The 13,640-nt window shown below is 74.0% G+C and carries 12 protein-coding genes and 1 tRNA gene; 10 read left to right on the top strand and 3 right to left on the bottom strand.

Annotation, left to right across the window (positions count from 1 at the left end; translation table 11 throughout):
* Positions 1-74 precede the first annotated feature (74 nt).
* The 3 genes from ACFV7Q_RS02025 to ACFV7Q_RS02015 all read left to right on the top strand — a co-directional run bounded on the left by ACFV7Q_RS02025 (position 75) and on the right by ACFV7Q_RS02015 (position 3,611).
* Positions 75-1,298, top strand: a complete 1,224-nt coding sequence (locus tag ACFV7Q_RS02025; protein ID WP_385422563.1) for an MFS transporter — start codon at positions 75-77, stop codon at positions 1,296-1,298.
* 126 nt (positions 1,299-1,424) lie between these two features.
* On the top strand, positions 1,425-1,889 hold the full coding sequence (locus ACFV7Q_RS02020; RefSeq protein ID WP_385422561.1) for a heme-binding protein: 465 nt from the start codon (positions 1,425-1,427) through the stop codon (positions 1,887-1,889).
* Positions 1,890-1,955: 66 nt separating this feature from the next.
* Entirely contained in the window at positions 1,956-3,611 is a 1,656-nt protein-coding gene (locus ACFV7Q_RS02015) for a glycoside hydrolase family 20 protein (RefSeq protein WP_385422559.1), read from the top strand.
* Positions 3,612-3,639: 28 nt separating this feature from the next.
* On the opposite strand, the gene ACFV7Q_RS02010 is transcribed toward ACFV7Q_RS02015, so the two are convergent.
* Together ACFV7Q_RS02010 and ACFV7Q_RS02005 are read right to left on the bottom strand one after the other, a co-directional pair.
* A complete protein-coding gene (locus ACFV7Q_RS02010; protein WP_385422557.1) occupies positions 3,640-3,948 on the bottom strand; it encodes a hypothetical protein in 309 nt (102 codons plus the stop codon).
* Positions 3,949-4,033: 85 nt separating this feature from the next.
* Positions 4,034-4,870: an endonuclease I family protein gene (locus tag ACFV7Q_RS02005; RefSeq protein ID WP_385422555.1), complete on the bottom strand. Its 837-nt coding sequence runs from the start codon at positions 4,868-4,870 to the stop codon at positions 4,034-4,036.
* Between the two features lie 268 nt (positions 4,871-5,138).
* Here ACFV7Q_RS02005 and ACFV7Q_RS02000 point away from each other — a divergent pair, with 268 nt between their 5' ends.
* Both ACFV7Q_RS02000 and ACFV7Q_RS01995 read left to right on the top strand, forming a co-directional pair.
* Positions 5,139-5,705: a DJ-1/PfpI family protein gene (locus tag ACFV7Q_RS02000; protein ID WP_385422553.1), complete on the top strand. Its 567-nt coding sequence runs from the start codon at positions 5,139-5,141 to the stop codon at positions 5,703-5,705.
* A 149-nt stretch (positions 5,706-5,854) separates the two neighbouring features.
* Entirely contained in the window at positions 5,855-6,844 is a 990-nt protein-coding gene (locus ACFV7Q_RS01995; protein WP_385422551.1) for an SMP-30/gluconolactonase/LRE family protein, read from the top strand.
* On the opposite strand, the gene ACFV7Q_RS01990 is transcribed toward ACFV7Q_RS01995, so the two are convergent.
* On the bottom strand, positions 6,828-7,640 hold the full coding sequence (locus ACFV7Q_RS01990) for a glutamate ABC transporter substrate-binding protein (protein ID WP_385422549.1): 813 nt from the start codon (positions 7,638-7,640) through the stop codon (positions 6,828-6,830). The genes ACFV7Q_RS01995 and ACFV7Q_RS01990 overlap by 17 nt on opposite strands.
* A gap of 491 nt (positions 7,641-8,131) precedes the next feature.
* On the opposite strand from ACFV7Q_RS01990, the gene ACFV7Q_RS01985 reads away from it, so the two are divergent.
* The 5 genes from ACFV7Q_RS01985 (at position 8,132) to ACFV7Q_RS01965 (ending at position 13,614) form a co-directional block, all read left to right on the top strand.
* Positions 8,132-8,204: transfer RNA gene (locus ACFV7Q_RS01985), tRNA-Arg, on the top strand.
* Positions 8,205-8,262: 58 nt separating this feature from the next.
* On the top strand, positions 8,263-9,402 hold the full coding sequence (locus tag ACFV7Q_RS01980) for a gala protein (RefSeq protein ID WP_385422548.1): 1,140 nt from the start codon (positions 8,263-8,265) through the stop codon (positions 9,400-9,402).
* Positions 9,399-11,225: an ankyrin repeat domain-containing protein gene (locus tag ACFV7Q_RS01975; RefSeq protein ID WP_385422546.1), complete on the top strand. Its 1,827-nt coding sequence runs from the start codon at positions 9,399-9,401 to the stop codon at positions 11,223-11,225. Before ACFV7Q_RS01980 ends, ACFV7Q_RS01975 begins: the two co-directional genes overlap by 4 nt.
* Positions 11,222-12,412 (top strand): AAA family ATPase, encoded by a 1,191-nt coding sequence (locus ACFV7Q_RS01970; protein WP_385422544.1) that lies wholly within the window; start codon positions 11,222-11,224, stop codon positions 12,410-12,412. Before ACFV7Q_RS01975 ends, ACFV7Q_RS01970 begins: the two co-directional genes overlap by 4 nt.
* Positions 12,413-12,417: 5 nt before the next feature.
* Entirely contained in the window at positions 12,418-13,614 is a 1,197-nt protein-coding gene (locus tag ACFV7Q_RS01965) for a VWA-like domain-containing protein (RefSeq protein WP_385422542.1), read from the top strand.
* Positions 13,615-13,640 lie beyond the last annotated feature (26 nt).

Below are 13,640 nucleotides of genomic sequence, written 5' to 3'. Positions count from 1 at the left end.
AATCGGCGGTCGCAACATTGTGAACGGTGCTGTCGCGCCCGCACCCCCCGCACCCATGAAGGACACCTCCCCTCATGCCTCTCGCTCTGCTCGCCCTGGCCATCGGAGCCTTCGGGATCGGCACCACCGAATTCGTGATCATGGGCCTGCTCCCCGAGGTCGCCGCCGACTACGGCGTCTCCATCCCGACCGCCGGTCACCTCGCCAGTGGATACGCCCTCGGTGTCGTCCTCGGCTCCCCGCTGATGACCGTCCTCGGCACGCGCATCCCCCGCAAGCGCATGCTGATGCTGCTCATGGGACTGTTCGTGGCCGGCAACGTGCTCTCCGCACTCGCCCCCGTCTTCGGCGCCATGCTGGCCGGACGCGTCGTCGCCTCCCTCGCCCACGGTGCCTTCTTCGGCATCGGTGCGGTCGTCGCCGCGGGGCTCGTCGCCCCCGAGAGGAAGGCCGGCGCGATCGCGATGATGTTCACCGGCCTGACGGTCGCCAACGTCGTCGGCGTCCCCCTCGGCACCCTCGTCGGCCAGACCCTCGGCTGGCGCACGACCTTCCTGGCCGTCGCCGCCCTCGGCGTCCTCGGCCTGCTCGGCATCGCCCGCCTGGTCCCCGAACTTCCCCGGCCCGAGGGCGTCCGGATCCGGCACGAGCTGGCCGCCTTCAAGAACCTCCAGGTGCTGCTCGCGATGGCCATGACCGTCCTCGGCTTCGGCGGTGTCTTCGCCGCCATCACCTACATCACGCCGATGATGACCGAGGTCGCGGGCTTCGCCGACTCCTCCGTCACCTGGGTCCTGGTCCTCTTCGGCCTCGGCATGGTCGCCGGCAACTTCGTCGGTGGACGCTTCGCCGACCGGGCGCTGATGCCGATCCTGTACGCCTCCCTGGGCGCCCTGGCCCTCGCCCTGGCCCTCTTCACGCTCACCGCCCACTCCAAGGCCGGCGCCGCCGTCACCATCTTCCTCATCGGAGCCCTCGGCTTCGCGACCGTACCGCCCCTGCAGAAGCGGGTCCTCGACCAGGCCGCCGGCGCGCCCACCCTGGCCTCCGCCGTCAACATCGGCGCCTTCAACCTCGGCAACGCGCTCGCCACCTGGCTGGGCGGGCTCGTGATCGCCGCCGGGTTCGGCTGGACCGCCCCGAACTGGGTCGGCGCCGCCATGGCCGGCTCCGCCCTGGTCCTCGCCCTCGTCTCCGGTGCGCTGGAGCGGCGTACGACTCCCCGACCGGGGCGCATCGCCGCCGCTTCCGCAGCCCGACCCGCCCCGGCGCCCGAGGCCGCTGCCGACCGCCGCTGAGCCGCCGATCCGCTGATGCACGACCCACCGCCGGACCGACCCACCGCCGGACCGACCCACCGCCGGACCGCCCGACCGCCCGACCGCCGGACCGTCACACGACCGCGCCACCCCAGGAGAACCGCCATGTCGACCGCCACCCGCCCCCGCACCGCAGTCGTCCCGCTGACCACGGACGACGCCGAGCTCCTCGTCACCGCCGCCCGGGCCGCCGCCGAGGCGGCCGGCGCCACCGTCAGCGTCACCGTCCTCGACGCGGGCGGCCACCTGCTCGCCTTCCGACGCGACGACCGGGCCGTGCTGATCTCCGGCGAGACCAGCACCCGCAAGGCCTTCACCGCCCTCCAGCTGGACGCCCCCACGGCCGACCTGGCCGACGCCGTCCGCCCCGACGGGCCGTTCCACACCCTGCCCACCGCCCTCGACCGGCCGCTGCTGTTCGTCGCCGGCGGGCTGCCCGTCCACCGCGGGGGCCGGATCATCGGCGCCGTCGGCGTGGGCGGCGCGGCGCCCGAAGAGGACCACGGCTTCGCCGCCGCAGCCCTCGCGGAGCTCGCCGCCCGCGACGGCGTCGGGGCGCGGGCCGCCTGAGCCCGGGCGGCCGAGTCGCGAGCCCGTGCCCCACGTGCCACGTTGGTACGGGGGCACGGGTGCATCATGAGGCGGTTCCGGCAGCACAGGAGAGGCCACACACTCGCGACGGCCACCGTCGCCGCGCTGGTCGCCCTTGCCGTCCCCGCCTGCACGGCCGCCCCGGACGACGGCCGCGGACCGGGCGGTGCTCCCGCCGGCCCGACACCTCCGACCGGGCAGGGGCCCGGCACCGGCCCGGCGGCCGTGCCGGTCGCCCCCTCGCCGACCCCCGTCCACCCGCTGTCCTCCGCCCCGCGCACCATCCCGGCGGTACGCGAGCACATCGCCGCCCGCGGCCCCGGATGGAAGCCCGCGCCGGGCGCACGGGTCGTCGTACCGGCGGCGAACGGCGCGGCCCTCTCCGACGAGGGCAGGCTGCTCGCCGGCGAACTCCGGCTCGGGTTCACCGACACGGCGGCCGCCCGCGCCGGAGACGTCGAACTCGCCCTCGCCGCACCGGACTCCGGGCCCCCCGAGTCGTACACGCTCACCGTGAAGGACGGCCGTGCCCGTGTCACCGGCCCCGACGAGGCCGGTGTCTTCTACGGCACCCGAACCCTCAAACAGGCGGTGAAGGCGGCCGGTTCGGCCCCCGAGGGCACCGTCCGCGACGCGCCGGCCAAACCGCAGCGCGGCCTCAACCTCGACATCGCCCGCAAGAACTACACCGCCCCCTGGATCGAGGCCCGGCTGCGCGAGATGGCCGACCTCAAGCTCAACCAGCTCGGCCTGCACTTCTCCGACGACCAGGCCTTCCGGATCCAGTCCCAAACCCACCCCGAGATCGTCTCCACCCCCCACCTGACCAAGGCGGAGGTCCGACGGATCAACCAGCTCGCCGCCCGCCTGCACATCGCCGTCGTCCCCGAGATCGACTCCCCGGGCCACCTCGGCGCCGTGCTGCGCGCCCACCCCGACCTGCAACTGCGCGACGCGCAGGGCCGGGCCGTCAAGGGCGCCGTGGACATCTCGAACCCGGCGGCGGCCCGGCTCATCGACGAGCTGCTGCGCGAGTACCTGCCGCTGTTCCCGGGCACCACCTGGCACCTGGGGGCGGACGAGTACCAGGCGTTGGTCCGCTCCGACCCGGAGGCCTCCTTCCCGCAGCTCGCGCAGGCCGCACGACAGCGGTACGGGCCCTCCGCGCAGGTGCGCGACCTCGCCACGGGCTGGCTGAACGACCGGGCGGGCGTCGTGCGCCCGGCGGGCAGGGTGCCCAAGGCGTGGAACGACGGCCTGTTCGCGGGCGGGGTGGCGCGGCCCGCCCAGGACATCCAGGTCGAGTACTGGACCGGCCGGGAGATCGGGGCCCGGCCGCCGCTCTCGTACCTGGCCGAAGGCCGCAAGGTCGTCAACCTCAACGACGAGTACCTCTACTACGTGCTCGGGGAGCCGAACCAGTTCACGTACCCCACCGGTCGGCGGATCTACGAGGAGTGGACGCCCCTGGTCCTGCGCGGGACCGCCCCCGTGCCCGCCCGGTACGGGCCGCAGATCGAGGGCGCCCGGCTCGCCGTCTGGAGCGACCTCGCCGGGGCCCAGACCCAGGCCCAGGTGGCCGACGGGATCCGGCTGCCGCTGGCCGCACTGTCCCAGAAGGTCTGGGACGCGCGGACCCCGCAGCAGCCGTGGGCCGGGTTCAAGGCCCTCGCCGACCGCCTCCAACCCCCCGCTCCCTGACCGGTGCGCCCGGCCCGGAGGCCCGGCGTCAGCCCGCCCTGCCCGTGTGCTCGCGGACCTGCCAGCGGTGCCGGAGCCACTGGGCGAACAGGGGCAGTGCCATCGCCACCGTCAGGGTCCAGGCGGCCGCGAAGCCCCAGACCAGCGGCGGGGACACGGTGATCGAGGCCGCGATGAGCAGCCCCACCGTGACGACGCCGAGCGCGCACGCCGCCATGGCGCGGTGACGCAGCCGGCCGAAGCGCAGGATCCGGTCGAGCGAGCGGTCCCGCCCCGCCTCCGCCTCGATCGCGGAGAGGGAGCGCTGCTCGCGGTCGGAGAGTCCGGCATCATCCATGACGACCTCCGTCGGCTGCCGCCGCAGGGTGCGTGCCGCAGCCTCCGACCTGCGAATACCCGGCCCACGGGGGGCCAATCCTGGGTCACCAGATGGAGTCGACCCACTCCGGGTGGTCGATGAACGGGTTCCGGTTGTGCTGGTAGGTGTCGAAGATGACCTGGTTGCGGCGCTTCTCGAAGGCGTCCGGCGGGTCCAGCCGGTTCCACTCCTTCAGCACGCTGATCCGGCCGGTCGCCGGAGCGCTGCCGTTGTTGACGCGGTCGTTCATCTCCAGGTCCGCGAAGCCGTCGCCGCCGTCGTAGCGCACCGCCATGTACAGCAGCATCCTGGCGACGTCGCCCTTGACCGCGTTCCGCGGCTCGAAGGAGTCGGCGTCGGTGTAGCTACCGGGGGCCTCGGCGACCGGGCTGCCGCCGCGGTCGAAGTCCTTGTTGCCACGGGTGCTGTTGACCGTGACGTCCTCGGGGCGCAGGTGGTGCAGGTCCGTGCCGGGTCCGGTGGCGGTGCCGAAGTCTCCGTGGCTCTTGGCCCAGACGTGCTCGCGGTTCCAGTCGTTGGCGCCGCCGCCGTTGGTCGACTTGGACTGGGAGCGGCCCGAGTAGACGAGGATGACGTTGTTCGGGTTCGCCGGGTCCTGGTCGGTGACCTTCAGCGCGTTCCACACGGCGTCGTAGCTGATCTTGGACTGGTTCTTGACGATGTCGTGGAGCGCGGCCTTCAGCGCCGCCCCGCTCTTGCCCTCGGCGGGCGCGTAGTACGCGTCGACGGGGGTGTACGCGGTGGTCGCGGCCCGCGCGGCGGCCGTGCCGGTGCTGCCGGCCGCCGGGTGCGCCGTACCCGCCGTGGCGGCGGCAGGTATGGCCACCAGGGTGACGGCGGCGAGGCCGGCAACCCAGTAGGTTCTCCGGGAGATGGTCATGACGTGGGGGATCCCTTCCGTGCGCACCGCCCCCCCGCCGGTGGGTCGACGGGGTGTCAGGTGACGGAGCGACGGTCACATTGTCATGTGCCGTACAGGTGAAGTGCACATGTCGGGAGCTCGGACATTCCTTGCGGGCCCGGTACGCCGATCGGGTGACGGTCCTCTTGGCAGGAGCCCCGGGCGCGGGCAGGGTGGCCAGGGCCCGGCAGCGGCCGGGTGGATGCGAAGACCACGACCGTGCGAACACCCCCACCGGGAGCAGCCCATGGCAGTGAAGATCCTCATCGTGACCGGCGACGCCGCGGAGTCGCTGGAGGTCCTCTACCCGTACCAGCGCCTGCGCGAGGAGGGGTACGAGGTGCACATCGCGGCGCCCGAGGTGAAGCGGCTGCGGTTCGTGGTGCACGACTTCGAGGAGGGCTTCGACACCTACACCGAGAAGCCGGGCTACACCTGGCCCGCCGACGTGGCCTTCGCCGACGTGGACCCGGAGCAGTACGCGGCCGTGGTCGTGCCGGGCGGCCGGGCGCCGGAGTACCTGCGCAACAACGTCGACGTGCAGCGGATCCTGGGGGCCTTCGCCGGCTCCGACAAGCCGATCGCGCAGATCTGCCACGGCCCGCTGATCACCGCCGCGACCGGCTCGCTGGACGGCCGCCGGGTGACCGCGTACCCGGCGCTCCAGCCGGACATGAAGGCGGCCGGCGCCGACTTCGAGGACTCGGAGGCCGTCGTCGACGGCACCCTGGTCTCGGCGCGTGTCTGGCCGGACCACCCCGCGTGGATGCGGGCGTTCCTCCAAGTGCTCGCCGTCAAGGCCCCGGTGGCCTGATCCCACCGGTGGTGAAGGGGACGTTCCCCCTTTGCTTGTGAAGGTCCTGGCCGGGGACTGACGGGGCCGCGGTGGTGTGCTGAGGTGGGAAGCGCCCACCGAAGCCGCTCCCACCACCGCTGTCCTCACGGCGGTTGAAAGGACACATCGTGACCGGACCCCTGGCCCGACGCAGGTTCATCGGCGCGGCAGCAGTCCTGGCCGGCGCGGCGGTCGCGGGGCCGCTCGCCCCGCTCGCCGGGGCCCACGCAACCGGGCAGGACCCCGACGGCGGCCGGGGCGGTGCGGTCCGCCCGCGCCCCGATGCCGTCGCCACCCCGCCCGGCTTCCAACCGGAGGGCATCGCCGTGTCGTCCGGCGGGCTCCTCTACACCGGCTCCCTGATCGACGGCTCGATCTACCGGGCCGACCTCGCCACCGGAGCGGGGCGGGTCATCACCCGCGGCGAGGGCCCCATGTCGGTGGGGATGAAGCTCGACGGGCACGGCCGGCTGCTCGTGGCGGGTGGCGACAGCGGACAGATCCGCGTCGTCCACGCCGGCGACGGCCGCGTCCTCGCCACCCACCGGGCGGCCACCGGCACGGCCTTCGTCAACGACGTCGTCGTCGGCTGCGGGGGAGCCTGGTTCACCGACTCCTTCAACGACGTCCTGTACTTCCTGCCCGCCGGCCGCGACCGGGACGCCGCCCCGCGCACCCTGGCGCTCGGCGGAGCATGGACTCCCACCCCGCCCGGCGGCGGCCACTGGGGCGCCAACGGGATCGAGCGGACCCCGGACGGTCGGGCCCTGCTGGTCGTCAACGACAACGCACAGGCGCTGTTCCGCGTCGACCCGCGCACCGGCGCCGCGGCCGGGGTCCCGCTCGACGGGGGCGGGTCCGTGGGCAACGGCGACGGCCTCGCGGTCCACGGGCGCACCCTGTACGTGGTCCGCAACTGGGATTACGCGGTCGACGTCTTCGCGATCGGCGCGGACGGCCGGCGGGCCCGCTTCGTGAAGCGGATCACCGACCCGCGCTTCGACGAGCCGACGACGGCGGCGGTGCACGGCGGGCGCCTGTGGGTGGTCAACGCCGCCTTCGACTCCGACTGGTCGGACCCCGCCACCGCGTCGGGCGTCGTCAGCTGCCCGTTGTGATCTGCGGGGCGGGCTCGCTGCGGTAGGCCGGGCCGAAGTTCTTCTTCACGGCGGCGTCCCAGGAGCCGTCCGCGACCATCTTCTTCAGGGCGGCGTTGACCTTGTCGACGAGCTCCTTGTTGCCCTTCTTGACGCCGATGCCGTAGCTCTCGTTGCTCAGGCTCAGACCGACGAGCTTGAACTTGCCCACGTTGGCCTTCTGGGCCGCGTAACCGGCGAGGATGGAGTTGTCGGTGGTCATGGCGTCGACCAGGCCGTCCTGGAGGGCGATCACGCACTCCGAGTAGCCGCCGAGCTCCAGCAGGCTCGCCTTGGGCGCCAGGTTCTCCTTGACGTTCTGCGCCGAGGTGGAGCCGGAGACCGAGCACAGCTTCTTGTTGTTGAGGTCCTCGGCCTTGTTGATCGTGGCGTCGTTGGCGCGGACGAGCAGGTCCTGGTGGGCCGTGAAGTACGGGCCGGCGAAGTCGACCTTCTCCTTGCGCTTGTCGCTGATCGAGTAGCTCGCGGCCACGAACTTGACCTCGTTGTACTGGAGCAGCAGCTCGCGGTCGGAGCTGTCGACCTTCTTGAACTCGATCTGCTCGGGCTTGTAGCCGAGCTCCTTGGCGATGTAACTGGCGACGTCCACGTCGAAGCCGGAGAAGGCGCCGCCGGTCTCGCGCAGGCCCACACCGGGCTGGTCGAACTTGATGCCGATCGACAGGGTCCCCTTGGGGCCTTCGTCGCCGCCGCAGCCGGTGGCGGTCAGGGCGAGGCCGAAGACCACGGCCATCGCACCAGCCTTGGGAACCCTCATGTTGTGCACTCTTTCTTCGGGGGACGCGGGACGCGGAGCGGGATCGCCGGAACGCGTGGAACCGCGGGAACGTAAGGAGCGTCAAGACGCGTGTACGAGGAAGCTAGGAATGCCGCCGCCGCGGTGTCACTGCAATTGAGCGAAACTTGAGGTAACGATCCGGCTCGACCGGCGTTTCTGCGGCGATTGCGTCTCCGAAGGGGATAAAGGCGGGCGCACTCGGTGGCGCCTTCGGTGCGGGTCGACGGAAATGCCCCACTCGTGGCGAAGGGGCGGGTATCCGCTTCATCCGGACATGAGGCCTGCCGGAGCCGGGTGCCCACGCCCAGTCGCCCGGCCTCGGCGCATCCCCCGTGGGGGCGGGGTCGCGTCTGGTGGCGTGGCGCCGCCCGTCGTGTCGCGGGGCCCGCGCGTCACCCCGGGCAGTCGGTCGAACACGGATTCAAACTGGTGATCGACTCTGGCCGAAAAGCAGCTATGATCTCCGCAGCAAGGCCGTAGCGCAGAGGTCGTCGCGCCCAAGCATCGAGCTGGAGGACGTCGGTTCGAATCCGACCGGTCTTGCGTCTTCTTCAAGTCGTAGTGGACGCCGGGCACCGGCGAAGGAACCGGTGGAGCGGTGATGACACGGTCGATACCCGTACGGTGCCCCGCGATCGAGCACCCCGACCTGCCCCTCGCCGACCCGGCGGGCCTCGACCCGCTGCTCGCGCGGCTCTCCGCGGCCGAGGAGGTCGCGGTCGACGAGGCCTTCACGATCGGCACCCTGCGCGCCGACGGCCGGGTCGACCTGTGCAAGCAGGGCCTCGGACCGGCCGGCGCGGCCCGTGTCGCGTCCGTCGCCGTCCGCTCCCCGCACGCCCGCCACCTCCTGCTCGGAACCAACTCCATCGGCAACGAGGGCGCCCGCACGCTCGCCGGCGCCCTCGGAGACGGCCACGGCCTGCACACCCTCTACCTCGGCTGCAACAGGATCGGCCCGGACGGCGTCGCCGCCCTCGCCGACGCCCTCGCCGACGACACCTCCGTCAAGGCCCTCTGGCTCAAGCGGAATCCGGTCCTCGCTGACGGCGCCGCCACCCTGGCCGCCCTGCTCCGCCGCAATCGCACCCTGCGCACCCTCGACCTGGTCAACACGGGCATCGGCAGCGACGGCGTCCGCCTCCTCCTCGACGCCCTCCGCACCCGCGAGACCCCCCTGGAGCGCCTCTTCCTCGGCGGCAACGGCCTCACCGCCGACGACGCCCCGCTGCTCGCCGCCCTCATCCGGGACGCCGGCGTCCGCGAGCTGTACCTCCCCGCCAACCACCTCGGCGACGAGGGCGCCGCGGTCCTGGCCGCCGCCGCGGCCGCCGACCCCACCCGCCCGGTCCGCCTCGGCCTCGGCGGCAACGGCATCGGCCCCGACGGCGCCCGGGCCCTCGCCGACGCCCTCGGCGGCATCGAAGCCCTCGACCTCGGCCGGGCCCTGTCCGAGCGCAGCCTCGGCTCCACCGGCAACGCCACCGGTGACGACGGGGCGTACGCGCTCGCCGCCGCCCTGCCCGGGAGCCCGCTGCGCCGTCTGGAGCTGCGCCACACCGGGCTCACCGGACGCGGCGCGAAGTGCCTGCTGGCCGCCGTCCCCGACGGCTCGCCCCTGGAGTACGTCGGCCTCGGCCCCGGCCTGCCCCGCAAGGTGAAGCGCTCCTTCGCGGGCCGGCTGCGCCCCGCCCGGGGTGCCCACCCCGACCTCAGCGCCATCACGAGCGTGTACCGATGAACGCGCGCCCCGAGAACCGCGACCTCGCGCAGCTGCCCGGCGGCTTCCTCCCGGAGGACGGCCCGGCCTGGCAGCGGATCCGCCGCTACGCCGTGCCCGGCTGGATGATCGAGCGCGCGACCGAGCACCGGCTCGCCGGCGACTGGCGGGCCGCCTGCGCGGCCGCCGCCGTCGACGTCACCTTCGAGCTGTCCGAGATCGCCGCCGAATACGGCCGGTCGGTCGCCGAGGCGGTGGAGGAGGACCTGCACCACCTGGCCCCGGACCTGGTGCGCTGGCACCTGCCCCGCCTGCTGGGCGGTCGTACCACCTACGCCTCCGAGACGCGCGTGCTGTTCGCCCGCTACGGAGCCGGCCACGACGCGCCGGTCCTCTCCGTCACGACCGGCCCGATGGCCGACGGGGCGCAGCGGCTGAGACTGCGCTGCACCCCCGTGGACCCCCTTGAAGAGAACCACCTCGTCGACCACACCCGGGCGAGCTACACCCCCGAGAGCTGGATCGCCGCCCGACCCCTCTGGGACGCCCGGCACACCGCCGAGCTCCGCGAACGCTTCACCGGCGGCGCCGACCGGCTGCCGTTCTTCCGCCCGGACGGCACGCCGCTCGACACCGAGGAGCTGCCCACCGCCGATCCCGGCCCGGCGGACCCGGCCGCGCTCGCCGAGTGGGTCGCCCTGCTGCAGGCCCGCGGCGAGTACGACGCGGCCTACGAAGCCGTCGGTGCCGAACGCGACATGACCGTCCCCGAGTCCGGGACGACGTACGGCCGCCCGGTGGACCCGCGGGCACTCATGGCCACCGACGTCTTCGATCTGGCCCGCCTCGAACCGGAGGTCCGCCGCCTGGCGGAGGCGGGCGAAGGCAGCAGGTTCCGGATCCCCGTGCGGTGGAACGGCGCCCTGGCGGTGGAGCCGGTGGGCGCGCGCGGCCTGCGCCTGTCCGCCATCGCAGCGGGGCGCTGGGACACGCCGCAGGAGATCGCCAGGATGCCCCTGTTCGCCCGGAAGCGGCTGCCCGACCTCGAACTCGTCCGCACCGGTCGGATCACCCCGCGCGAACTGCACCCCCTCGTCGCCGAGGCCCTCTTCCCGCAGGCCGGCCCCGCGTCCGGCCCGCCCGGGACGTCCCCGGCGCGACCGGTACGGGTCCGCTGCCGCGGCGCGTGGCACGAGGTGCGCTCGCAGGGCGGCGTACTGGACCTGCTCGCGCACACCGCGGAGGAGCAGCAGCGCGAGCGCGCCATGCGCGCGTTCGGCGGCGCCGTCGCCGGCTGCTTCGCGGTACAGCACGACTGGACCACGGGCGAGGGGCGGCTGCCGCGCGCCCTGCGGGCCGAGATGCGCGACCTGTTCCTGCGCGCACAGCACGGCGACACCCCGGGCGTCATCGCGCTGCTCGACGCCGGCATGGACCCGCGGGTCCGCGACCGCCGCGGGCACACCCTGCTGCACGTGCTCCACCTCGTGGACCACGACGTGCTGCTGCCCCGGCTGCTGGCGGCGGGACTGGACGTGGAGACCAAATCGACGGCCGGCCTCACCCCGCTGCAGGTGGCGGTCCAGAACGGCGGCTCCGCCGACCTGGTGCGGGCGTTCATCGAGGCCGGCTCCCGGATCGACGTCATCGACGACATGGAACTGTCGCTGGCCCAGGTGGTCCGCCGTTACAGGCGCACCGACCTCGCCTTCCTGCGCACCCGTGTCGAGGAGGAGTTCCCCGACATCGGCTCCGAGTGGTTCGACGAGTACATGGAAGAGCGCGAAGCCGAGCTCGCCGACCTTGAGGAAGACGACGAGGACGAAGAGGACGAGGACGCATGAGCACCCGCCCGCCCGCCGCCCTCGCGGCCGCCGACGCCCTCGGCGCCCGGCTGCGCGCCACCCGCTCCGAGCCCGCCGCCAACCCCCAACTGGAGGCACTGGCCCTGGCCGTGACGGCCAACCAGCCCGTCCTGCTGTGGGGCGAGCCCGGCATCGGCAAGTCCGCGGGCATGCAGCAGCTCGCCGACGCCCTCGGCATCGGGCTGGAGACGGTCATCGCCAGCGTCCACGAGCCCTCCGACTTCGCCGGCCTGCCCATCGTCGGGGACGACCCGGCCACCACCGGCGTGCCCATGGCCCCGCCGGACTGGGCCGTGCGCCTCGCCCGCACCGGACACGGCCTGCTCTTCTTCGACGAGCTGTCCTCCGCCCCGCCCGCCGTGCAGGCGGCCCTGCTGCGCGTCGTCCTCGAACGCCGGGTCGGCAGCCTCGTCCTGCCCGAGTCGGTGCGGATCGTGGCCGCGGCCAACCCGCCCTCCAGCGCCGCCGACGGCTGGCACCTGAGCCCGCCGCTGGCCAACCGGTTCGTCCACCTCGACTGGACCCACAACCCGCGCACCGTCGCCCGCGGCATGGCCGGTACCTGGCCCGAGGTGGCCCTCCCGGCCGTGGACGCGGCCCGCGTCTCCGGCGCCGTCGCCCGGGCCCGCGGCGTGGTCTCCGGCTTCCTCACGGCGCGACCGGGCCTCGTCCACCACATGCCGGCGGAGGCGGAGGGCCGTGGCCGAGCCTGGCCCTCCCCGCGCACCTGGGAGATGGCCCTGCGCCTGCTGGCCACCGGCTACGCGGCCGGGGCGGGACGGGAGGCCCTGGCGACCGCGCTCACCGGCGCCGTCGGCGAGGCCGCCGGCATCGAGCTGCTGTCCTACCTGGAGAACCTGGACCTGCCCGACCCGGACCGGGTGCTGGCCGATCCGGACGCCTTCGCCCTGCCCGAACGGGGCGACCGGCAGCTGGCGTTCCTCATCGCCGTGGTCGCGGCCGTCCAGGGCGAGCTCACCCGCCCCCGCTGGGAGGCGGGGTGGGCGGTGCTGGCCAAGGCCGTGGACGCGGGCGTACCGGACGTGGCGGCACGGGCCGCGGCGGACCTCGCCGCCATGCGCGACCTGGACTGGCCGGTGCCCTCCGGCATCGACGCCTTCGTCGAACTGCTCCAACTGTCCGGCGCGCTGCCCGGCAGCGGCTGACGGCCGTGGACACGCCGCAGCCCCGACTGGACCGGGCCAAGCTGCTCGCCGCCCGCTACCGGGCGGCGGAGGCCCGGCCCTACCTGGCCTCGGCCCTGTACGCGCTCACCGTGGTCCCCTCGACGGCAGTCCCGACCATGGGCGTGGACCGGCACTGGCGCTGCTACGTCTCGCCCGCCTTCGTGGACGCGACGCCCGTGGCGCAACTGGCCGGCGTGTGGATGCACGAGGTGGCCCACCTGCTGCGCGACCACCACGGCCGGGCCGACCGGCTCCCGGCCGCCGACCAGGCCGACCACGTGCGGGTCAACATCGCCGAGGACTGCGAGATCAACGACGACCTCCTCGCCGACGGGATCGCGCTGCCCGAGGGGCGGATGGAGCCCCGGCTGTTCGGCCTGCCCACCGGCGGAATGTTCGAGACGTACCTGCCGGCCATCCCGCGCACCCCGCAGCACGGCGTCGACTGCGGTTCGGGCGCCCACGGCGTGCCCGTGCCCTGGGACCTCGGCGAGGCCGCCGGCACCGCCCGGATCAGCCCGGTCGAGGCCGAGGCGCTGCGCCGCCAGACCGCCCAGTCCATGCGCGCCCACCAGCGCAGCCGCGGCACCCTCCCGGCCGGTTGGGAGCGCTGGGCGACGGAGGTGCTGGAGCCCACAGTCGACTGGCGGCGCGCGCTGACCGGGGCGGTGCGGGAGGCCGCCGCCTGGGCGGCCGGAGCCGTCGACTACACCTACCGGCGCCCCTCGCGCCGCACGCCCGCCCTCGGCGGCCGGGTGGTGCTGCCGAGCCTGCGAAGGCCGCTGCCGCGGGTCGCGATCGTCATCGACACCTCGGGGTCGATGGGCGTGGACGACCTGGCCGCCGCGCTCGCCGAAGTGACCGGCGTGCTGCGGGAGGTGGGGGTGCGCGGCAACCGCGTCGCGGTGCTGGCCTGCGACGCGGACGTGCAGGCCGTGGCCCGGGTGACCAGCGTCGACCAGGTGGCCCTGGCCGGTGGCGGCGGGACGGACATGCGGGTCGGGATCGGTGCCGCGCTGGCGGCGCCGGACCGGCCGGACATCGTCGTCGTGCTGACCGACGGTTTCACGCCATGGCCCGACGAACCCTCGTCCTGCCGGCTGATCGCCGCACTGATCGGCGAGGACGCCCCGCAGCCCCCGGACTGGGTGGAGACCGTACGGGTCGCCCCCGGAACGTAGCGTCCGCCGGGCGGAACTGGGCCGCG

The sequence above is a fragment of the Streptomyces sp. NPDC059851 genome (assembly GCF_042732005.1).
Taxonomy (GTDB): Bacteria; Actinomycetota; Actinomycetes; order Streptomycetales; family Streptomycetaceae; genus Streptomyces.
Note: the sequence above shows the minus strand (reverse complement) of the source record. Positions and strands in the feature narration are given on the sequence as shown.